At 62.4% G+C, this 19,613-nt stretch carries 19 protein-coding genes; 15 read left to right on the top strand and 4 right to left on the bottom strand.

Going from position 1 to position 19,613, the window contains the following annotated elements; all coding sequences use genetic code 11:
* Positions 1-65: 65 nt before the first annotated feature.
* Both BAUR9175_RS13250 and BAUR9175_RS13245 read right to left on the bottom strand, forming a co-directional pair.
* Positions 66-1,091 (bottom strand): 6-phosphofructokinase, encoded by a 1,026-nt coding sequence (locus tag BAUR9175_RS13250; protein WP_009883582.1) that lies wholly within the window; start codon positions 1,089-1,091, stop codon positions 66-68.
* Positions 1,088-1,774: a DUF1707 SHOCT-like domain-containing protein gene (locus BAUR9175_RS13245; RefSeq protein WP_009883581.1), complete on the bottom strand. Its 687-nt coding sequence runs from the start codon at positions 1,772-1,774 to the stop codon at positions 1,088-1,090. The genes BAUR9175_RS13250 and BAUR9175_RS13245 overlap by 4 nt, the downstream gene beginning before the upstream one ends.
* 139 nt (positions 1,775-1,913) lie before the next feature.
* Between BAUR9175_RS13245 and BAUR9175_RS13240 the strand changes: the two genes are divergently transcribed.
* The 5 genes from BAUR9175_RS13240 (at position 1,914) to BAUR9175_RS13220 (ending at position 8,285) form a co-directional block, all read left to right on the top strand.
* Positions 1,914-3,158, top strand: a complete 1,245-nt coding sequence (locus tag BAUR9175_RS13240; protein WP_101584011.1) for a glycosyltransferase — start codon at positions 1,914-1,916, stop codon at positions 3,156-3,158.
* Positions 3,151-5,256 carry an ArnT family glycosyltransferase gene (locus BAUR9175_RS13235; RefSeq protein WP_009883579.1) on the top strand — a complete coding sequence of 702 codons (2,106 nt, stop codon included), beginning with the start codon at positions 3,151-3,153 and terminating at the stop codon, positions 5,254-5,256. Before BAUR9175_RS13240 ends, BAUR9175_RS13235 begins: the two co-directional genes overlap by 8 nt.
* Positions 5,257-5,263: 7 nt before the next feature.
* Positions 5,264-5,992, top strand: coding sequence for a response regulator transcription factor (locus tag BAUR9175_RS13230; RefSeq protein ID WP_009883578.1), 729 nt, complete (start codon positions 5,264-5,266; stop codon positions 5,990-5,992).
* Complete coding sequence (locus BAUR9175_RS13225; RefSeq protein ID WP_101584009.1) at positions 5,989-7,551, top strand: sensor histidine kinase; 1,563 nt, start codon at positions 5,989-5,991, stop codon at positions 7,549-7,551. The genes BAUR9175_RS13230 and BAUR9175_RS13225 overlap by 4 nt, the downstream gene beginning before the upstream one ends.
* 110 nt (positions 7,552-7,661) lie before the next feature.
* Positions 7,662-8,285 (top strand): hypothetical protein, encoded by a 624-nt coding sequence (locus BAUR9175_RS13220; RefSeq protein ID WP_101584008.1) that lies wholly within the window; start codon positions 7,662-7,664, stop codon positions 8,283-8,285.
* Between the two features lie 112 nt (positions 8,286-8,397).
* Here BAUR9175_RS13220 and katG read toward each other — a convergent pair whose 3' ends face one another.
* Both katG and BAUR9175_RS13210 read right to left on the bottom strand, forming a co-directional pair.
* Positions 8,398-10,602, bottom strand: coding sequence for a catalase/peroxidase HPI (katG, locus tag BAUR9175_RS13215; RefSeq protein ID WP_009883575.1), 2,205 nt, complete (start codon positions 10,600-10,602; stop codon positions 8,398-8,400).
* Between the two features lie 79 nt (positions 10,603-10,681).
* Positions 10,682-11,170 (bottom strand): Fur family transcriptional regulator, encoded by a 489-nt coding sequence (locus BAUR9175_RS13210; protein ID WP_009883574.1) that lies wholly within the window; start codon positions 11,168-11,170, stop codon positions 10,682-10,684.
* Positions 11,171-11,637: 467 nt separating this feature from the next.
* Between BAUR9175_RS13210 and rpsL the strand changes: the two genes are divergently transcribed.
* The 10 genes from rpsL (at position 11,638) to rpsS (ending at position 19,606) form a co-directional block, all read left to right on the top strand.
* Positions 11,638-12,012, top strand: coding sequence for a 30S ribosomal protein S12 (gene rpsL, locus BAUR9175_RS13205; protein WP_069599774.1), 375 nt, complete (start codon positions 11,638-11,640; stop codon positions 12,010-12,012).
* The gene (gene rpsG / locus BAUR9175_RS13200) at positions 12,012-12,482 is read left to right on the top strand and encodes a 30S ribosomal protein S7 (RefSeq protein WP_009883572.1); all 471 of its coding nucleotides are present in this window, start codon (positions 12,012-12,014) and stop codon (positions 12,480-12,482) included. The genes rpsL and rpsG overlap by 1 nt, the downstream gene beginning before the upstream one ends.
* A 96-nt stretch (positions 12,483-12,578) precedes the next feature.
* Complete coding sequence (fusA, locus tag BAUR9175_RS13195; protein WP_009883571.1) at positions 12,579-14,684, top strand: elongation factor G; 2,106 nt, start codon at positions 12,579-12,581, stop codon at positions 14,682-14,684.
* Positions 14,685-14,799: 115 nt separating this feature from the next.
* Positions 14,800-15,993 carry an elongation factor Tu gene (gene tuf, locus BAUR9175_RS13190; RefSeq protein ID WP_009883570.1) on the top strand — a complete coding sequence of 398 codons (1,194 nt, stop codon included), beginning with the start codon at positions 14,800-14,802 and terminating at the stop codon, positions 15,991-15,993.
* A 499-nt stretch (positions 15,994-16,492) separates the two neighbouring features.
* Entirely contained in the window at positions 16,493-16,801 is a 309-nt protein-coding gene (gene rpsJ, locus BAUR9175_RS13185) for a 30S ribosomal protein S10 (RefSeq protein WP_009379191.1), read from the top strand.
* An 11-nt stretch (positions 16,802-16,812) separates the two neighbouring features.
* Positions 16,813-17,487: a 50S ribosomal protein L3 gene (gene rplC, locus BAUR9175_RS13180; RefSeq protein ID WP_009883569.1), complete on the top strand. Its 675-nt coding sequence runs from the start codon at positions 16,813-16,815 to the stop codon at positions 17,485-17,487.
* Between the two features lie 5 nt (positions 17,488-17,492).
* Complete coding sequence (gene rplD / locus BAUR9175_RS13175; protein ID WP_009883568.1) at positions 17,493-18,146, top strand: 50S ribosomal protein L4; 654 nt, start codon at positions 17,493-17,495, stop codon at positions 18,144-18,146.
* Complete coding sequence (rplW, locus tag BAUR9175_RS13170; RefSeq protein ID WP_009883567.1) at positions 18,143-18,442, top strand: 50S ribosomal protein L23; 300 nt, start codon at positions 18,143-18,145, stop codon at positions 18,440-18,442. The genes rplD and rplW overlap by 4 nt, the downstream gene beginning before the upstream one ends.
* A gap of 30 nt (positions 18,443-18,472) precedes the next feature.
* Positions 18,473-19,309, top strand: a complete 837-nt coding sequence (rplB, locus tag BAUR9175_RS13165; protein WP_009883566.1) for a 50S ribosomal protein L2 — start codon at positions 18,473-18,475, stop codon at positions 19,307-19,309.
* 15 nt (positions 19,310-19,324) lie between these two features.
* A complete protein-coding gene (gene rpsS, locus BAUR9175_RS13160; protein WP_009883565.1) occupies positions 19,325-19,606 on the top strand; it encodes a 30S ribosomal protein S19 in 282 nt (93 codons plus the stop codon).
* Positions 19,607-19,613: the final 7 nt, after the last annotated feature.

The following is a 19,613-nucleotide window of genomic DNA, read 5'->3' as shown; positions in this document are numbered from 1 at the left end:
GCAAGAGGGGCACCCACCAACTGGTGGGTGCCCCTCTTCGCTTATTCACACGGAGCCTGCGTCCGCTAGCCGAAGAGGACCTGAGCCTCTTCCCAGCGCTGGAGCGGAACTGATTTGAGGCGATCGACGGCCGAGGCCATGTCGACCGAGACGATGTCGGTGCCCTTGAGACTGGCCATCTTGCCCCAGTCGCCGTTGTGCGCGAGATCTGCCGCAGCCATCCCCAGGCGCGTGGACAGGACCCGGTCATAGGCCGTGGGGGAGCCGCCTCGCTGCAGGTGTCCGAGGATGGTGGCACGGGATTCGATTCCCGTGATCTCCTCGATCTTTGGCGCCAGGAAGTCCGCAATACCGCCGAGGCGGGTCCGGCCCTTGTTGTCGACACCGCGGTCGGCGACCTGTTCGTCGAGACCCTCGGGAATGAAGCCTTCGGCCACGACGACAATCGGGGCACGACCACGGTCCCTGGCCGAGGTCACCCACTCTTCGATCTGGTCGAAGGAGACGGGAAACTCGGGCATGAGGATCGCGTGGGCGCCACCGGCCATTCCCGCATGCAGTGCGATCCACCCGACGTTGCGGCCCATGACCTCGATGACCATGCACCGGTGGTGGGACTCCGCCGTTGTGCGGAGCCGGTCGATGGACTCGGTCGCGATGGCATGGGCCGAGTCGAAGCCGAAGGTGTAGTCGGTGCCGCTGAGATCGTTGTCGATGGTCTTCGGGACGCCGATGATGTTCAGACCCTCTTCGTGCACGAGTCGGGCGGCACCGGCCAGAGTTCCCTCGCCGCCGATCGCAACGATCGCGTCGATGCCGTGGGCGCTCATCACCTCACGCATCCGCTCCGGCCCGCCGCCCTCATAGGGGTGGGTGCGCGAAGTGCCGAGGATGGTGCCGCCGCGGCCGGAGAGTCCACGAACGTCGAGCATCGACATGTCGAACACATCGTCTTCGAGCAGGCCGCGCCACCCGTCGCGGATTCCGACGAACGTATCCTCGTGGGAGCGAATGCCCTTGCGGACGATTCCGCGGATGACCGCGTTGAGTCCGGGGCAGTCACCGCCGGAGGTCAGTACACCTATCTTCATTCCAATTGCCCCTGATCCTTTGCTCGGTAACCTTTGGCCAAATGCACGTCATGACCAGCCATGAAGGACACGCCCTTGAGGACGAGGGTCCCGTTCGAACCGTCTCCTTTGGCGGAGCCGCGGATCTCATTGCCGGCCATGATGTTGATCGTGTCGTCGCGGACACGCACACCCGGGGGAACGTAGATGTCGTGGCCGGCCATCATCGAATACGAGGTCAGTGACACTGTGACTCCCGGTCCCATCACGTCGCACAGGTCGATGTTGTCGCCGCCCATGAGCGAGTAGGTCGTCACCTCGGCCGTGCCGGCGGGCACATCGAGTTCGCGCCCCGACATGATGGCCACCGAGTTCATCGGCTTCGCTGAGCCCGGTTCGGCCATAGGAGCCAGTGAGGCGGGTCCGGCGCTGCGGGCCAGTGATGTCCCCGCTGTCGTTCCACCACCGGTCTGGCGCTGCAGGGTGCGGTAGAGCTCGTGTCCTTCGGGCAGATCGACGATGAGCGGCAGCAGCTCGTCTAGGTACTTCGCAGAAATCGCCTCATCCTGACGTTCGGCGGTCTCCTCCGGGTCGAGCCGACCGTTGCTGACAGCGTCGGTGATGACTCCGAGAACGGCGTCGCGGTCCTTGTCAGAAGCTCGAATGCGGGGCGCGGGCGAGTGCGGGGGATCTTCTTTGGCCATGACGCCCAGTGTAGCGGGGACCACACTTCGGCAGGAGCGATAAAGGCTATGCGACAGCGATAGGGACTCTCCGACTCCCACAGGCTGGCCACAGCTTCGACCAATGCTGGGCCTAAGACCGAGCGGAACTGTTGTCCTCATGAGACAGCACAGCATCCCTTGGGACCAGGCAGGTCCCCTCGCCCACCCGTTCACCGCGACTCACGACGCCCCAACGTCCACGAACGTCGATCTCGTCGTTCCCGTCTACAACGAGGAGGCCAGCCTGGCGACATCCGTCGCAACGCTTCTGAGGGCCACGAGCGAAGGGGACAGCCACGTCACGATCATCATCGCTGACAATGCCAGCACCGACGCCACCCCCACCATCGCCGAGGCGCTCGCTGAGAAGCATCCCGACGTGCGGTATGTGCGCCTGGAGCAGAAGGGCCGCGGCCGCGCCCTGTCGAAGGTGTGGTCGGCCTCTGACGCCGACGTCGTCGCATACACCGATGTGGATCTGGCCACCGACATCCGCGCGCTGGATCCGATGGTCGAGGTCATCCGGTCCGGTATCGCCGATGTCGCCATCGCCAGTCGGCTGCTGCCGGGCCTCGACATCAGCCGCGGGGTGAAGCGAGAGGTCATCTCACGCTGCTATAACCGCCTCCTGAGACTCAGCCTGGGAGTCGGCTACAGCGACGCTCAGTGTGGGTTCAAAGCGATGTCCGCGGAGGCCGCGAAGAAGCTGCTGCCGCTGGTCGAAGACACGGCATGGTTCTTCGACACCGAACTGCTCACCCGAGCCGAATGGGCCGGGCTGCGCATCCACGAATTCGGCACAGACTGGGTCGATGACCCCGATTCCTCAGTCGACGTCCTCGCCACCGCATGGGCCGATGTGAAGGGCATCCACCGACTGCGGAGAACGATCCTCCGTTCCGGGGGACAAACGCTGGGCATCGACGACGTTCCCGCTCCGAACACCGGTGCCCAGATCCTGCACTTCATCGATGTCGGCATCGTCAGCACCCTGTTGTATGCGGTCCTCTTCCTCTTCGGCGTGCAGATGTTCTCACCCACTGTGGCCAACCTCGGCGCGCTTCTCATCTCAACTGTGGCCAATACCGGCCTCAACCGGCGACATACCTTCGGAGTCCGGTCGCCCCACCATGGTCTCGCGGCTCAGATCAAGGGTTTGGCGTCGTTCGCGCTGTGTCTCGGGTTCACCTCGGCGGGGCTGGCCATTTCTGCGAACTTCACCGGGCCCTTGGCGTCGGTCGGGACTCTGGCGGTGCTGACGTCGGCGAATCTGTTGGCCACGATCGTGCGCTTCGTGCTGCTGCGGACCTGGGTGTTCGCCATCGGCGCACACCATAACTCGAGGAGTGCACACCATGGATGAGAACCCTTCTGCGAACACCGGGGACAGGCAGCTGCGCCGGTTCTGGTACCCGGCGGCCCTGACCCTGCTGACCTTGGTCACGATTGCGGGGTTCCTCACTAATCTCAGCGCCAACGGGTGGGCGAATTCCTTCTATGCGGCTGCCGTGCAGGCAGGATCACAGAACTGGGAGGCCTTCCTCTTCGGCTCCCTGGACTCCGCGAACGCCATCACCGTCGACAAGCCTCCGGCGTCCCTGTGGGTGATGGCGCTGAGTGCGCGCGTCTTCGGGTTCTCCTCGTTCTCGATGCTCCTGCCGCAGGTGCTGCTGGCCGGAGCGAGTGTGCTGCTGGTGGCCCATTCGACGAGGTTGGCCCTGCACGGACACACGAGTGCCACACTCGAGCGGCTCGCCGCGCTGGGCGCAGGCCTCGTGCTCGCGCTCTCACCGATCGTGGCGCTGATGTTTCGGTTCAACAACCCGGACGCTCTGCTGGTCACCCTCATGGCGGCAGCTGTCGTGGCGACGCAGCATGCGCTGAAAGCCGTGGGCAGCACACCTAGGACTGCGATGCGTGATGCCATTCTGTGGCTTGGCCTCGCCGGCATCTGCCTCGGCTTCGGCTTCCTCACCAAACAGTTCCAAGTGCTGCTCATCGTGCCGGGACTGGCCGTGGCCTGGGTGCTCTTCGCCCGCCGTTCATGGCTGCACCGGTGCCTTCTGCTGCTGGTTCCGATCGCATCAATGGTCATCAGCGCCGGCTGGTGGATCGCCCTCGTCGAGCTCACTCCCGCAGCCGATCGACCCTATGTGGGTGGATCACAGAACAATTCCTTCCTCGAACTGACCTTCGGCTACAACGGCTTCGGAAGGCTGACGGGCAACGAGGCCGGTTCCGTCGGAGGTGGTGGAGGCGGCCAGGGCGGTGGCGGTTGGGGAGAGACCGGCATCGCCCGACTGCTCACCGGCAGCTTCGGTGCCCAGATCGCCTGGCTCCTGCCGACCGCTCTGCTCCTGCTCGCCGTGATCGTCGTTCTTCTCATCCGCGCCGAGGTGGCCCGACGTCGCCGTGACCGCAGCACAAACCTGCCGGTTGCGCGGACATCGGGCAGTCTGGAGGCTGCCGTGATGATGTGGGGCGCATGGCTGGTGGTGACATGGCTGGTGCTCAGCAACATGAACGGCATCGTCCACGAGTACTACACGGTGGCTCTGGTGCCGGCGATCGCTGTGATCCTCGCCCTCGGAGTCGCGCTGCTTCTCACCCGGGCAAGCTACGGCGCCGTGCTCCTGCTGGCCCTGGCCTGGGCGCTGACGGGGGCGTGGCAGTTCATCCTCACGGCCTCGATGAGTGGAATCCCCGGCTGGCTGCGCTGGGGCGTGCTCATGGTCTCCATCCTGGGCGCACTGTTACTGATCGGCACCGGCCTCAGGTTCCGAGCGGGCCAAGACGGCCTCAGGCGCAACCGCGCTTTTATGTCGGCAGTGGCATCGGTAGCTGTCATCGCCAGCCTGGTTATCCCGGCACAGCTGAGCGTGCGCACGATCGCAGCCTCGACCGAAGGGTCGATCGTTACGATCGCCGGAACGAACTCGGGCATGGGCGGCCCGGGTGGCGGAGGCGGAGGCCCTGCGGGTGGAGGCGGTGGCCCCGCAGGTGGGGGCGGACCCGCAGGCGACGACGGTGGCCGTGACGGCGAGGACGGTGGCGCCGGAGGCGGCGGGATGGGCGGTCTGCTCAGCGGAGCCACCCCCTCAGCCGAACTCACCGAGCTCCTCGGCGAGGACGCGTCCGACTTCACGTGGGCAGCGGCAGCGACCGGCGCCAACCAGGCCGCCGGCTTCCAGCTGGCTGTGGAGGAACCCGTGATGGCCATCGGAGGATTCAACGGCATCGATCCCTCCCCAACTCTCGCAGAATTCAAGCAGCTTGTCGCCGAGGGGCAGATCCATTGGTACATCGGCTCCGGATCGGATGGCCAGGGCGGAGGACCCGGCGGAGGCGGAGGCGGGTCATCCACCTCGGCGGAGATCTCCGCATGGGTTGAGGCGAATTTCGAGGCAACGACCGTCGATTCCGTTTCGCTCTACGATCTGAGCGCCGGACGAGGGGGATAATCGAATCATGAACGCGACTCTCACAGGCGCCGACACAGTACCGGCACGTGTGCTCATCGTCGATGACGAAGCCAACCTGGCCGAGCTCCTGGTCATGGCCTGCCAGGTCAAAGGCTGGGAGGCGGCGAGCGTGGGCACCGGCAGGGATGCGGTGGCGCGGGCCAGGAATGAGCATTTCGATGCGATCGTCCTTGACGTCATGCTGCCCGATCTCGACGGATTCGCCGTCATCGAGAAGGTGCGCGGCGAGGGCATCGACACTCCCGTGGTGTTCCTCTCAGCTCGCGACGAGGTCGATGACCGGCTCACCGGGCTGCGCCTGGGCGGGGATGACTACGTGACGAAGCCATTCAACCTCGACGAGGTCATCGCCCGGGTCGAAGCCAGGCTCCGGCGCAGCGCACCGGTCATCCCCAGCGGTGATGAAGATCTGCTGCGGGTGGGCGACCTGGAGCTCGATGTCCGCTCACACGAGGTGAGCAGAGCCGGTCACCCGATCGATCTCACGGCACGGGAGTTCGAGGTGCTGCTGCTGTTCATGCGCAACCCACGGGCCGTGCTGTCGAAGGCGCAGATCCTCGACCGCGTGTGGGACTACGACTTCGGCGGCAACGGCAACATCGTGGAGTTGTACGTGTCGTATCTGCGGAAGAAGATCGACGCACCGTTCGAGGATCTGCCGAACCTCTTCCACACCAAGCGCGGAGCGGGCTACATCCTTCGGGCCGATCAGTGAAGGCCATTCCTCCTGTGCGCCGGTGGCGGCTGCAGACACGGCTGATCGTCCTCGCCAGCCTCGTCCTGATCCTGGTGGGAGCCGGGATCGGGGCCGCCTCATGGTGGAGCGTGCGGACCTCCCTGATGTCTGATCTCGACAGTCAGTTGGCCGGGATGACCCATCATGCCCGAGTCGATCCCGGGCCCGGACAGAAACCGGGGAACCCTCCAGCCTCGGATGAGACTGATTCCTCCACCTCTGTTGACCAGGCATTGCGCTACCTCTTCCAACCGGGAGTCGGCGACGGTGCTCTCGTGGTCGTCGGCACCGATGACTCTGCCGAAGGCCTGATCGCCGAGGCGGGGCGCGAGCAGCCGCAGACGCTTCCCACAGATGCGGTGGATGCTCTCCTCAACGTCGACGCAGCCACCGGTGGTGAGGAGCCGGACGGGGATCGCAGCGGTGAAGCGGCTGGTCCGGGGGAGGGCGGCGCATCCACGGGGCATCGTTCTGTCGACGTTCCCGGCTTCGGCACCTATCGTGTCGCGGCCTTTGACAACGAAGGAACGACGACTGTCTACGGGGTGCCGCAGAACAGCGTCGATTCGGCGCTTGAAAGAACGGCTTACACGACGGCACTCGCGGTGCTCATCGGCGTGCTCGCCACGGCACTGCTCATGGCCGTCATCATCCACAGGCAGCTGCGCGATCTCAGAGATGTTGCACGCACAGCCAGAGAAGTGACCGACCTCGAGCTGGCGCTGCGAGTGCCCTCAGAACTCGCGGTGCCCGGCACCGAGGTCGGTGACGTCGGCGCGTCGGTGAATCGGATGCTCGACCACGTCGGCTCCGCTCTTGACGAACGATATCGCGGGACAGAGCAGATGAGACGATTCGTCGCTGACGCCTCACACGAGCTGCGGACCCCGATCGCCACGATCAGAGGATGGGCAGACCTCACCCGGCCGTATCGGGACGAGCTTCCTGTCCAGGTGCAGACATCGCTGGGCAGGATCGACTCGGGGGCGATGAGGATGTCCTCGCTCGTCGATGACCTGCTCCTCCTCGCCAGATTGGAAGCCGGCCGACAGCCGACCAAGAAAGACACCGTGGATGTGTCTGCACTGCTTTTGGAACTCGTCGAAGATGCGCACGTGCTCAGCCCGGACCATGAGATCCACCTGGATCTGCCCCCGGATGCCTTGGAGATCCGCGGCGCCGCCGATCAGGTGCGCCAGGCGGTCGCAGTCATACTCACCAATGCGTGCGTGCACACGCCAACGGGCACGCGAGTCCACGTTGAGGCCGAACACATTGAGGAGGCTGGGGCTCAGCAGATGGTGGCCGTTCGCATCAGCGATGACGGGCCGGGCATCCCCGAAGACATTCGCGACACAGTCTTCGACAGGTTCGTCCGCGGTGACGCGGCACGAACCAGAACTGAGGGAGTGCGCGGAGGCTCATCCGGCCTGGGACTTTCCATCGCAGCCGGACTCATCGAACTTATGCACGGCGAGGTGTCGATGACGACCTCGGAGGGCGGCACCGTGTTCGAACTCCGCTTCCGAGCTGCCTGAAGGTCTCTGGTCGCACCCGCGCTCAACTGCACAGGCTGGACACAGCCTCGACTGAGATTGGCGACAGCACGGCACACGACAGTGGAATCACTGACAACCAAGGAGATTTCATGACTGAGAACCAGAATCAGAACCCTGCCGACTCTGCCGCCCGATCCGACGCTGCCGCCCAGCCCAGGCCTGCCGGCCAGAACAGCACAACGGGTCCGATGATTTCGAACGGCACGAGCGGCACGATGATTTCGAACAGCACTGCCGGCACCATGGATTCGAACGATCGGAAGAAGAAGCGGCGCGTTCCGCTGATCCCCGCCATCCTTGCAGGTGCGGCCCTGTTCATCGTCGGTGGACTCGCCGGAGGAGCGGTAGGAGCTTCGACAGTGCTGATGTCGAATGACAGCGGCACAAGCCAGGGTACGGGTGGTCCCGGCGGCCAGCCGGGAGGCGGCCAACAGGGTGGCGGCCAACAAGGTGGTGCAGGACCAGGCGGAGGAATGGCGCCGGGCGGCCAAGCCGGAGACGGACAGGACTCGAACAGCCAAGACTCGAACGGCCAGGACTCGGATGGCCAAGACTCGAACAATCAAGGTTCGGACGGACAGTCGTCCCAAAGTTCGGATGACCAGACGGCCGATGACACCTCGGCGGTGGACGACAGCAGCGAAGAGAACGTTGCTCTGACGGGGCTGAGCTCGGTGTCGCAGGAAGCGGCGGTCCTCAACCGAGAGTCCTGATTCTCTCTGCCGCGACGGAGTACTATTCAGGTCCGGAAACAACTGTGCCCCCACCGATTGCGGTGGGGGCACAGTCATGAGCGCTCAGAACACTCTGCGGAGGAGGCCTCCGTCAGCGGTGCAGATCGAAACGGTCTGCCTCGACGAGCTTGCTCCAGGCCTTGACGAAGTCGTTGACGAACTTCTCCTTGGCATCATCGGAGGCGTACACCTCGGCGAGGGCACGCAGCTCTGAGTTGGCGCCGAAGAGGAGGTCGATGCGGCTGCCGGTCCACAGCTTCTCTCCGGTGGGGGAGAAGCACTCGTAGACGTTGGCGGACTCGGACGGGCCGACTGGCTTCCAGACATTGCCGAGCTCGAGCAGATTGACGAAGAAGTCGTTCGTCAGCTCGCCCGGGCGATCGGTGAACACACCGAGCTCGGAGTCTTCGTAGTTCGCGCCGAGGACGCGCAGTCCGCCGATGAGCACGGTCAGTTCAGACGGGGTCAGGCCGAGGAGGCTGGCCCTGTCCAGGAGAAGGTGCTCGGCCGAGAGCGGAAGGCCCTCTGTCAGGTAGTTGCGGAATCCGTCGTGAGTCGGCTCCAGGAAGGAGAACGAGTTGACGTCGGTCTGCTCCTGGGTGGCGTCTCCGCGGCCCGTGGTCACCGGGACGCTGACATCATGACCGGCTGCCTTCGCTGCGGTCTCGACGCCGACGGCACCGGCGATAGCCAGAACATCGGCGAAGGAGGCGCCGTTGTCAGCTGCGATGCCCTCGAGGACGCTGACGACCTGATCCAGCTTCGCCGGCTCGTTGACGTCCCAGCTCTTCTGCGGCTCGAGGCGCAGACGTCCGCCGTTGACGCCGCCGCGGAAGTCCGAGCGGCGGTGCGTGGAGGCCGCGGCCCAAGTGGTGGACACCAGCTGGGAGACGGTCAGGCCTGAGTTGCGGATGGCGGCCTTGACTGCCTCGAGGCCAGCCTCATCAAGCGGGGTGCCTTCTGGGACCGGGTCCTGCCAGATCAGCTCTTCTTCCGGAACCTCGGGTCCGAGGTAACGGGTGGCCGGGCCCATGTCACGGTGAGTGAGCTTGAACCAGGCACGAGCGAAGGCATCTTCGAACGCCTTCTGATCGTCCTTGAAGCGACGCGAGATCTTCTCGTAGATGGGATCGAAGCGCAGGGACAGGTCGGTCGTGAGCATGCGGGGCTCACGACGTCCGTCGCCCTGTGCCATCGGCACCATGTCATCGCCGCCGCCGTCGACCGGACGCCACTGCAGGTGTCCCCCTTCGTTTTCGAAGACTTCCCATTCGTAAGCGAAGAGGATGTGGAAGAACTCGTTGTCCCAGCGGGTCGGGTGATAGGTCCAGGTGACCTCGATGCCGCTGCCGACGGTGTCGTTGCCCTGTCCGGTGCCGAAGTCGGACTTCCAGCCCAGTCCCTGCTCTTCGATCGGTGCCGCTTCGGGGTCGCCGCCCTTGTGCGACTCCGGGGCTGCGCCGTGGGTCTTGCCGAACGTGTGACCGCCAGCGATGAGAGCGACGGTCTCCTCATCGTCCATGGCCATCCGAGCGAAGGTTTCGCGAATGTCGAGCGCGGCGGCCAGCGGATCGGGCTTGCCTTCCGGGCCTTCCGGGTTGACGTAGATGAGACCCATGGTGGTTGCGGCCAGGGGCTTCTGCAGTTCGCGGTTGCCCACATAGCGCTTGTCGGTGCCCAGCCATTCGGTCTCTGAGCCCCAGTAGACGTCGTTGTCGGGCTCCCACACGTCCTTACGTCCGCCTGCGTAGCCGAAGGTCTTGAAGCCCATCGACTCCAGTCCGACGTTGCCGGCGAGGATGAACAGGTCGGCCCAGGAGATCTTCTTGCCGTACTTCTTCTTGACCGGCCAGAGCAGGCGACGAGCTTTGTCGAGACCCACGTTGTCTGGCCAGGAGTTGAGTGGGGCGAAGCGCTGCTGTCCCTCGCCGCCACCGCCGCGTCCGTCCTGGACACGGTAGGTGCCGGCTGAGTGCCAGGCCATGCGGATCATGAATGGGCCGTAGTGCCCGAAGTCGGCAGACCACCAGTCGGCGTTCGTCTTCTGGAGCTCTTCGATATCGGCCTTGAGCGCGAAGTAGTCGAGGCTGGCGAATTCGGCATCGTAGTCGAAGCCCTCGTCCATGGGGTCGCGTGCAGGCTGGTTCTTGGCCAAGATCTTGAGATTGAGACGGTTGGGCCACCAGTGCGAGTTCGCGTCGCCCTGGCTGGGAGCGGCCAGCGACTCGGCCTCAGGCGCAGGCGACGCCGAGGTGGTGTGTGCGACTGGGCAGCCGCCTGTGGAGCTTTCGGTCATTGTGTACCTTTCACGGTCGAGCCCCGTCGGGCTCGGTTGAAGACAAAAGGGGTGAGGCTTTGTCGAAGGATGGATCGGCTCAGGCCGCCGAGGTGGCCCCGGAGGCTCCAGCAGGAGATGCTGATCCCGACGGCGATGCGTTGCAGTCGGGGCACAGTCCCCAGAAGGTCACCTCGGCCTGTTCGATGACGAATCCCGCGTCGTGCGAAGGTGTCAGGCATGGAGCCTGCCCGACCGTGCAGTCGACATCGACGATGAGATTGCATGATCGGCACACGAGGTGATGATGGTTGTCCCCGATGCGCCGTTCGTAGCGTGCCACGGACCCGGACGGCTGAATGCACCGCACGAGCCCAACCTCGGTGAGGGTGTGCAGTGAGTCGTAGACGGCCTGATGCGACACCTCGGGGAGCTGCTCACGGACGGCGCGAATGACTGTATCGGTGTCTGCATGCTGATGTTCACACACAGCTTCGAGTACCGCGACTCTCTGTTTCGTCACACGAAGGGAACTGTTCCGCAGTGCTGCGGTCGGCTCCGATTCGTGTCCATGCTTCTTCTCAGCCACGGCTTCAGCTTGCCGCCTTTTCTTGAATCAGTCAAGGAAGCGTGTCGAAGAGTTGTTTTGAGGAAGCGGTAGGCGAGGAGCGGCAGATGAGCAACTCTGACGGGGGAGTGGCGGGTATGTCGCCAAGCGCACAGGCGCTGGTTTTGACCAGATGCACGGGGCCGCGATATTCTAGGATGCGACTGATTGTGTTATCTGCGTTCGCGAATGACCATACCGGATGTTTTGTGAGATCCGGACCATTGTGAGAATTCGTCAGAAGCAGGCCGCCGACGTGTCATTCTGCATAGGTCGTGTGTCATTGCGACACACCCGAGTGCAGGGTTCACTGCGTCGCGCGAATACTGGCATCGGGCGTGAAGCTTCACCCGGTGTTCAGTCGGATATGTCCCACGGTTCACAAGCATGGCTGATGCCATGGCCAATGTGGGAATTAGGTTTATCGAGAAGCAAACGGAGAACGCTTAGTGCCGACAATCCAGCAGCTCGTCCGCAAGGGACGACATGTCAAATCCGCAGGATCCGACGCTCCTGCGCTGAAGAACAGCCCGCAGCGTCGTGGGGTGTGCACCCGTGTGTACACCACTACACCCAAGAAGCCGAACTCGGCTCTTCGCAAGGTCGCTCGTGTCAAGCTTTCGAGCCAGATCGAAGTGACTGCCTACATTCCAGGCGAAGGACACAACCTGCAGGAGCACTCGATCGTGCTCGTGCGCGGTGGTCGTGTCAAGGACCTGCCAGGTGTGCGCTACCGAATCGTTCGCGGTTCGCTTGACACCCAGGGTGTCAAGGGCCGCCAGCAGGCACGCAGCAAGTACGGTGCGAAGAGGGAGAAGAAGTAATGCCACGTAAAGGTCCTGCACCCAAGCGACCGATCGTCATTGACCCGGTCTTCAGTTCGCCGATCGTCACGCAGCTGATCAACAAGATCCTGCTCGACGGAAAGCGTTCGACCGCTGAGCGCATCGTCTACGGTGCTCTCGAAGGTACCCGTGAGAAGAACGGCAATGACCCAGTTGTCAACCTGAAGAAGGCTCTCGACAACATCCGTCCGTCCCTCGAGGTTCGCTCCCGCCGTGTCGGCGGCGCGACCTACCAGGTTCCGGTCGATGTTCGTCCGGTTCGTTCGACGACTTTGGCACTGCGCTGGCTCGTGGCTTACTCCCGCCAGCGTCGTGAGAAGACGATGACCGAACGCCTCATGAACGAGATTCTCGATGCAAGCAACGGCCTCGGTGCTGCTGTGAAGCGTCGCGAAGACACCCACAAGATGGCCGAGTCCAACAAGGCCTTCGCCCACTACCGCTGGTAATCGTTCCTCCCTGGAACCCTGGCCGGTCGGCGTCATAAGGCGCCTGCCGGCCAGGCAGCGGGAGTCGATCACATCATCGAGTGAGAGAGAGACACCGTGGCACTTGACGTGCTCACCGACCTGAACAAGGTCCGCAACATCGGCATCATGGCCCACATCGATGCCGGTAAGACCACCACAACCGAACGCATCCTGTACTACACCGGTGTGAACTACAAGATCGGCGAGACCCACGACGGTGCCTCGACGATGGACTGGATGGATCAGGAGCAGGAACGCGGCATCACGATCACGTCGGCCGCCACCACCTGCTACTGGCACGACAACCAGATCAACATCATCGACACCCCGGGCCACGTCGACTTCACCGTCGAGGTTGAGCGCTCGCTGCGCGTCCTCGATGGCGCCGTTGCCGTCTTCGACGGCAAGGAAGGCGTTGAGCCGCAGTCCGAGACCGTGTGGCGTCAGGCTGACAAGTACGACGTGCCGCGCGTGTGCTTCGTCAACAAGATGGACAAGCTCGGTGCTGACTTCTACTTCACCGTCGACACCATCCGCGAACGCCTCGGAGCCAAGCCGCTGGTCATTCAGCTGCCCATCGGTTCCGAGTCTGACTTCGCCGGCGTCGTCGATCTTCTTGAGATGAAGGCCTACATCTGGCCTGATGAGTCCAAGAAGGGTCAGGACATGACCGAGATCGAGATCCCTGAGGATCTCCAGGCCAAGGCCGAAGAGTACCGTGCTCAGCTCATCGAAGATGTTGCTGAAGCCACTGATGAACTCATGGAGAAGTACCTTGAAGGCGAAGAGATCTCGACTGCCGAGATCAAGGAGGGCATCCGCTCTCTCGTCGTCAACTCCACAGCCTTCCCTGTCATGTGCGGTTCGGCTTACAAGAACAAGGGCGTCCAGCCCATGCTCAATGCCGTCATCGACTACCTGCCTTCGCCTCTCGAGGTTCCTCCCATGATCGGTGAGAACCCTCGTGACGAGGACGAGAAGCTGACTCGCAAGCCTTCCAAGGACGAGCCCTTCTCGGCCCTTGCGTTCAAGGTCGCGACCCACCCGTTCTTCGGCACGCTGACCTACGTCCGCGTGTACTCCGGACAGGTGAAGTCGGGCGAGGCCGTTCTCAACTCGACGAGCGGCAAGAAGGAACGCGTCGGCAAGCTCTTCCAGATGCACTCCAACAAGGAGAACCCTGTCGAAGAGGCCATCGCCGGCCACATCTACGCGTTCATCGGTCTCAAAGAGACAACCACCGGTGACACGCTGTGCGACCCAGCGAACCCGATCGCTCTCGAGTCGATGACCTTCCCTGAGCCGGTCATCTCTGTGGCCATCGAGCCCAAGACCAAGAGCGACCAGGAGAAGCTGTCGGCAGCCATTCAGAAGTTCGTCAGGGAAGACCCGACATACCGGGTCGAACTGGACGTGGAGACCGGCCAGACCGTGATCCGCGGAATGGGCGAGCTTCACCTCGACATCCTCGTCGACCGTATGCGTCGCGAGTTCAAGGTCGAGGCGAATGTCGGCAAGCCGCAGGTCGCCTATCGTGAGACCATTCGTCGCACAGTCGAGAAGTTCGACTACACCCACAAGAAGCAGACGGGTGGATCGGGACAGTTCGCGAAGGTCCAGGTCACCTTCGAGCCTCTCGAGGTCGAAGGCGATACGATCTACGAGTTCGAGAATGCCGTCACGGGCGGACGTATTCCGCGCGAGTACATTCCGAGCGTCGACGCCGGTATCCAGGACGCCATGCAGCTCGGTGTCCTCGCCGGTTACCCGATGGTCGGTGTCAAAGCGACACTGATCGACGGTGCCTACCACGACGTCGACTCTTCGGAGATGGCATTCAAGATCGCCGGTTCGATGGTCTTCAAGGAGGCCGTTCAGAAGGCGAAGCCGGTTCTGCTGGAACCGGTCATGGACGTCGAGGTGCGTACACCTGAGGAATACATGGGTGACGTCATCGGCGACCTCAATTCCCGACGTGGCCAGATCCAGTCCATGGACGATGCTTCCGGTGTGAAGGTCGTCAAGGCTGTGGTCCCGTTGTCGGAGATGTTCGGTTACATCGGTGATCTGCGGTCGAAGACCCAGGGCCGTGCGGTGTACTCGATGACTTTCTCCAGCTATGCGGAGGTCCCCAAGGCAGTCGCCGAGGAGATCGTCCAGAAGATGCGTGGCGGAGAGTAATCTCCGGTCCCCGGTCGCCACGGTGAGCAAGAACATGTTCACCGAAATGAAAGATAACCAACAAAGGTCTAAGATATGAACCGCATATCTTTTGCCAACCACGAGGAGGAACCCAGTGGCAAAGGCTAGTTTCGATAGGACTAAGCCGCACGTCAACATTGGCACCATCGGCCACGTTGACCACGGAAAGACCACCTTGACCGCCGCAATCACCAAGGTGTTGGCGGACAAGTACCCAGATCTCAATGAGGCTCGCGCCTTCGACCAGGTGGATAACGCACCTGAGGAGAAGGAGCGCGGCATCACCATCAACGTCTCGCACGTTGAATACCAGACCGAGAAGCGTCACTACGCTCACGTCGATGCCCCTGGTCACGCCGACTACATCAAGAACATGATTACCGGTGCTGCTCAGATGGACGGCGCAATCCTCGTGGTTGCCGCTACCGACGGTCCGATGCCGCAGACTCGCGAGCACGTTCTGCTCGCCCGTCAGGTTGGCGTGCCTTACATCGTTGTCGCACTGAACAAGTCCGACATGGTCGATGACGAGGAGCTCATCGAGCTCGTCGACTTCGAGGTTCGCGATCTGCTCTCCAGCCAGGACTTCGACGGCGACAACGCTCCCGTCATTCCTGTCTCCGCTCTCAAGGCGCTGGAAGGCGACGAGAAGTGGGTCAAGAGCGTCGAAGACCTCATGCAGGCCGTCGATGACAACGTTCCCGAGCCGGAGCGCGACATCGACAAGCCCTTCCTCATGCCCGTGGAAGACGTCTTCACGATCACCGGTCGTGGAACCGTCGTCACCGGTCGTGTCGAGCGCGGCGTCCTCCTGCCCAACGATGAGATCGAAATCGTCGGCATCAAGGAGAAGTCGTCCAAGACGACTGTCACCGCAATCGAGATGTTCCGCAAGACTCTGCCTGACGCACGTGCGGGTGAGAACGTCGGACTGCTGCTTCGCGGAACCAAGCGCGAAGAGGTTGAGCGCGGACAGGTTATCGTCAAGCCAGGTTCGATCACCCCTCACACGAACTTCGAGGGCCAGGTCTACATCCTGAGCAAGGACGAGGGTGGACGCCACAACCCGTTCTACTCGAACTACCGTCCTCAGTTCTACTTCCGCACCACGGACGTCACCGGCGTCATCACGCTGCCTGAGGGCACCGAGATGGTTATGCCCGGCGACAACACCGACATGTCGGTCGAGCTGATCCAGCCGATCGCTATGGAAGAGGGCCTCCGCTTCGCTATCCGCGAGGGTGGACGTACCGTCGGCGCTGGTCGAGTCACCAAGATCACCGCCTGATACACCATCGATCATTAAGGCTTCGGCCTTGAGTTCGGAACATCGGTTCTGAACGATCGATTCGGAACCCCGGTCCATTGGGCCGGGGTTCCGTGCATTCACAACGTGGGACCGCCTCGGCGAGTGACCTGTCTGACTCACACCGGCACCCGATGATGAAATGCCTCACAAGTGAGATGCCTGGAATTGCGCGGATGAAGTGCTATGTGACAAGATAGTGAAGTTGCGTTTTGGACGTTGACCCCTGCACTGCGGTAGAGATACCGCGAACAGTCCGGAACACTATCGGATCGATGAATCTGCGTGAAAGCGGGTTCGGACCGAGCAGCCAATGAGTAAAAGCGCCGTCGGCCCAGAACGAGGATTGAAAAATCCTCCGCAAGGATTAGCCGACACGCCCGACCTCGGGGGTCGGTCATGGTCAGCCGGCACAGACCACAGACGATTTCGATCGACTGTCGGTTGATGGCCGGAAGTAACTAAAGAAAGAGACGACGCCATGGCGGGACAGAAGATCCGCATTCGGCTCAAGTCGTACGACCACGCTGTGATTGACAGTGCTGCACGAAAGATCGTGGACACCGTCACTCGCGCAGGTGCGACTGTTGTGGGCCCCGTGCCGTTGCCAACGGAGAAGAACGTTTACTGCGTCATCCGTTCGCCACACAAGTACAAGGACAGCCGTGAGCATTTCGAAATGCGCACGCACAAGCGTCTGATCGACATCGTCGATCCGACGCCGAAGGCAGTCGATTCGCTGATGCGTCTCGACCTCGCTGACGACGTCAACATCGAGATCAAGCTCTAAGGGAGGCAAACATGGCGAACAATCGTTCATCAGCTCTCCCTACCACCCGCAGGGTCAAGGGCCTTCTGGGAACCAAGCTGGGCATGACCCAGGTTTGGGATGAGCAGAACAATCTCGTACCGGTGACCGTAGTGGCCGCCGGCAGCAACGTCGTGACGCAGGTCCGCAACGAGGAAACCGATGGTTACCCCGCAGTGCAGATCGCGTTCGGCGAGATCGATCCGCGTAAGGTCAACAAGCCGACCGCAGGCCACTTCGAGAAGGCCGGCGTGACCCCACGTCGTCACCTTGTCGAGCTGCGCACTGCAGACGCTGCTGACTACTCACTGGGCCAGGAGCTCGGAGTCGACACGTTCGACGCCGGGATCAAGGTCGATGTGACCGCAAAGACCAAGGGTAAGGGAACCGCCGGTGTCATGAAGCGTCATGGCTTCCATGGTGTCGGCGCCTCCCACGGACAGCACCGCAACCACCGCAAGCCGGGTTCGATCGGCGGAGCCGCGACCCCAGGTCGCGTGTTCAAGGGTATGCGCATGGCTGGCCGTATGGGTGCAGTCAAGCACACCACCCAGAACCTCACGATCCACGCCGTGGACACCGAGAACAACTTCCTGCTCATCAAGGGTGCCGTACCTGGTCCCAAGGGTGCAGTCGTTCTCGTTCGCTCGGCCGCTAAGGAGGGCTGAACGTAATGACTGATGTCAAGACAGTCGACGTCGTCGATGCCGCTGGTGCGAAGACCGGATCCGTTGAGCTGCCTGCCGAGATCTTCGGCGTGCAGACCAATGTGCCGTTGATTCACCAGGTTGTTGTCGCTCAGCTGGCAGCAGCCCGTCAGGGTACACACAAGACAAAGACCCGCTCCGAAGTACGCGGTGGCGGTCGCAAGCCCTACCGTCAGAAGGGAACCGGTAACGCCCGTCAGGGTTCGATCCGCGCTCCTCAGTACAACGGTGGTGGAGTCGTGCACGGGCCGGTTCCTCGCGATTACTCGCAGCGGACCCCCAAGAAGATGAAGGCAGCTGCTCTGCGCGGCGCGCTCTCAGATCGCGCACGTCTCGATCAGGTGTTCGTTGTGAAGAACCTGATCACCGGCGAAGCACCGTCGACCAAGCAGGCGAAGCTCGCCTTGGCTGGCCTCTCCGATCGCAAGAACACCCTCGTGGTGCTCGACCGTGACGATGAGCTCACCGAGCGCAGCGTTCGCAACCTGCCTCACGTTCACGTGCTCACCTCCGATCAGCTCAACACATACGATGTGCTGATCGCAGATGACATCGTGTTCACCGAGTCAGCGCTGGAGACGTTCCTGGGCGGATACCGCAAATCGGAGGACGCATCATGAGTCTGAACTTCAAGGACCCGCGCGACATCATCGTCGCTCCGGTCGTCTCGGAAAAGACCTACAGCCTGATGGACGAGGGTAAGTACACCTTCATCGTCGACCAGGGGTCGAACAAAACTGAGATCAAGAACGCCATTGAATCGATCTTCAATGTGCAGGTCGCCAAGGTCAACACCCTGAACCGTCAGGGAAAGCGCCGCCGCACTCGCACCGGTTGGGGAAAGCGCAAGGACACCAAGCGTGCCATTGTCGCCCTCAAGGACGGATCGATCGACATCTTCGGTGGATCGCTCTAAGCGATCCTTCGTAAAAGAAGGACAAGACTCATGGGAATCCGTAAGCACAAGCCGACGACCCCGGGCCGCCGTGGCTCATCGGTCGCCGACTTCGTCGAAGTGACCCGGTCTACACCGGAGAAGTCACTTCTGCGCCCACTGCCTAAGCGCGGTGGCCGCAACAGCCAAGGACGCGTGACCACTCGCCATCAGGGCGGCGGCCACAAGCGTCAGTACCGTGTCATCGACTTCCGCCGCCATGACAAAGATGGCGTACCGGCGAAGGTCGCACACATCGAATATGACCCGAACCGCACTGCGCGGATCGCTCTTCTGCACTATGCAGATGGCGAAAAGCGCTACATCCTCGCCCCGCAGAACCTCAAGCAGGGCGCACAGGTGGAAGCCGGTCTGGGTGCAGACATCAAGCCGGGCAACAACCTTGCCCTGCGCAATATCCCAGTCGGTACCGTTCTGCACGCAGTTGAAATGCGTCCAGGCGGCGGTGCCAAGATCGCTCGCTCTGCCGGTTCGTCCGTGCAGCTCGTTGCGAAGTACGGCCGGTTCGCTCAGCTGCGGATGCCTTCGGGCGAAATCCGCAACGTTGATGCGCGCTGCCGTGCGACGATCGGCGAGGTCGGCAATGCCGAGCAGTCGAACATCAGCTGGGGTAAAGCAGGCCGCATGCGTTGGAAGGGCAAGCGCCCATCCGTCCGTGGTGTCGTCATGAACCCGATCGATCACCCACATGGCGGTGGCGAGGGCCGTACTTCGGGTGGTCGTCACCCAGTCAGCCCGTGGGGTCAGTCAGAAGGCCGCACTCGCCGGCCGAACAAAGAGAGCGACAAGTACATCGTGCGCCGTCGCCGGACCGGCAAGAAGCGCTGATTGGAGTACTGACTTATGCCTCGTAGCCTCAAAAAGGGTCCTTTCGTCGATGAACACCTGTACCAGAAGGTGGCTCGTCAGAACGAGAAGAACTCTAAAAATGTAATTAAGACATGGTCTCGTCGCTCGATGATCATCCCGGATTTCCTGGGACACACCATCGCAGTACATGACGGACGCAAGCATGTTCCAGTCTTCATCACTGAAGCCATGGTCGGACACAAGCTTGGCGAGTTCGCACAGACACGGACGTTCCGTGGCCACGAAAAGGACGATCGCAAGGGTCGCCGCCGCTGACGCGGGG

This window comes from Brevibacterium aurantiacum (genome assembly GCF_900169065.1).
In the GTDB taxonomy this organism is placed as follows: Bacteria; Actinomycetota; Actinomycetes; order Actinomycetales; family Brevibacteriaceae; genus Brevibacterium; species Brevibacterium aurantiacum.
Note: the sequence above shows the minus strand (reverse complement) of the source record. Positions and strands in the feature narration are given on the sequence as shown.

What these genes read in the sequence shown, in the direction of transcription:
- BAUR9175_RS13235 (WP_009883579.1), top strand. Translation starts at nt 3,151, where the DNA reads ATGGATGAGAACCCTTCTGCGAACACCGGGGACAGGCAGCTGCGCCGG.
- rplD (WP_009883568.1), top strand. Translation starts at nt 17,493, where the DNA reads ATGACTGATGTCAAGACAGTCGACGTCGTCGATGCCGCTGGTGCGAAG.
- rplB (WP_009883566.1), top strand. Translation starts at nt 18,473, where the DNA reads ATGGGAATCCGTAAGCACAAGCCGACGACCCCGGGCCGCCGTGGCTCA.
- rplW (WP_009883567.1), top strand. Translation starts at nt 18,143, where the DNA reads ATGAGTCTGAACTTCAAGGACCCGCGCGACATCATCGTCGCTCCGGTC.
- BAUR9175_RS13220 (WP_101584008.1), top strand. Translation starts at nt 7,662, where the DNA reads ATGACTGAGAACCAGAATCAGAACCCTGCCGACTCTGCCGCCCGATCC.
- rpsS (WP_009883565.1), top strand. Translation starts at nt 19,325, where the DNA reads ATGCCTCGTAGCCTCAAAAAGGGTCCTTTCGTCGATGAACACCTGTAC.
- BAUR9175_RS13245 (WP_009883581.1), bottom strand. Translation starts at nt 1,774, where the DNA reads ATGGCCAAAGAAGATCCCCCGCACTCGCCCGCGCCCCGCATTCGAGCT.
- rpsG (WP_009883572.1), top strand. Translation starts at nt 12,012, where the DNA reads ATGCCACGTAAAGGTCCTGCACCCAAGCGACCGATCGTCATTGACCCG.
- BAUR9175_RS13240 (WP_101584011.1), top strand. Translation starts at nt 1,914, where the DNA reads ATGAGACAGCACAGCATCCCTTGGGACCAGGCAGGTCCCCTCGCCCAC.
- BAUR9175_RS13250 (WP_009883582.1), bottom strand. Translation starts at nt 1,091, where the DNA reads ATGAAGATAGGTGTACTGACCTCCGGCGGTGACTGCCCCGGACTCAAC.
- rplC (WP_009883569.1), top strand. Translation starts at nt 16,813, where the DNA reads ATGGCGAACAATCGTTCATCAGCTCTCCCTACCACCCGCAGGGTCAAG.
- BAUR9175_RS13230 (WP_009883578.1), top strand. Translation starts at nt 5,264, where the DNA reads ATGAACGCGACTCTCACAGGCGCCGACACAGTACCGGCACGTGTGCTC.
- rpsJ (WP_009379191.1), top strand. Translation starts at nt 16,493, where the DNA reads ATGGCGGGACAGAAGATCCGCATTCGGCTCAAGTCGTACGACCACGCT.
- katG (WP_009883575.1), bottom strand. Translation starts at nt 10,602, where the DNA reads ATGACCGAAAGCTCCACAGGCGGCTGCCCAGTCGCACACACCACCTCG.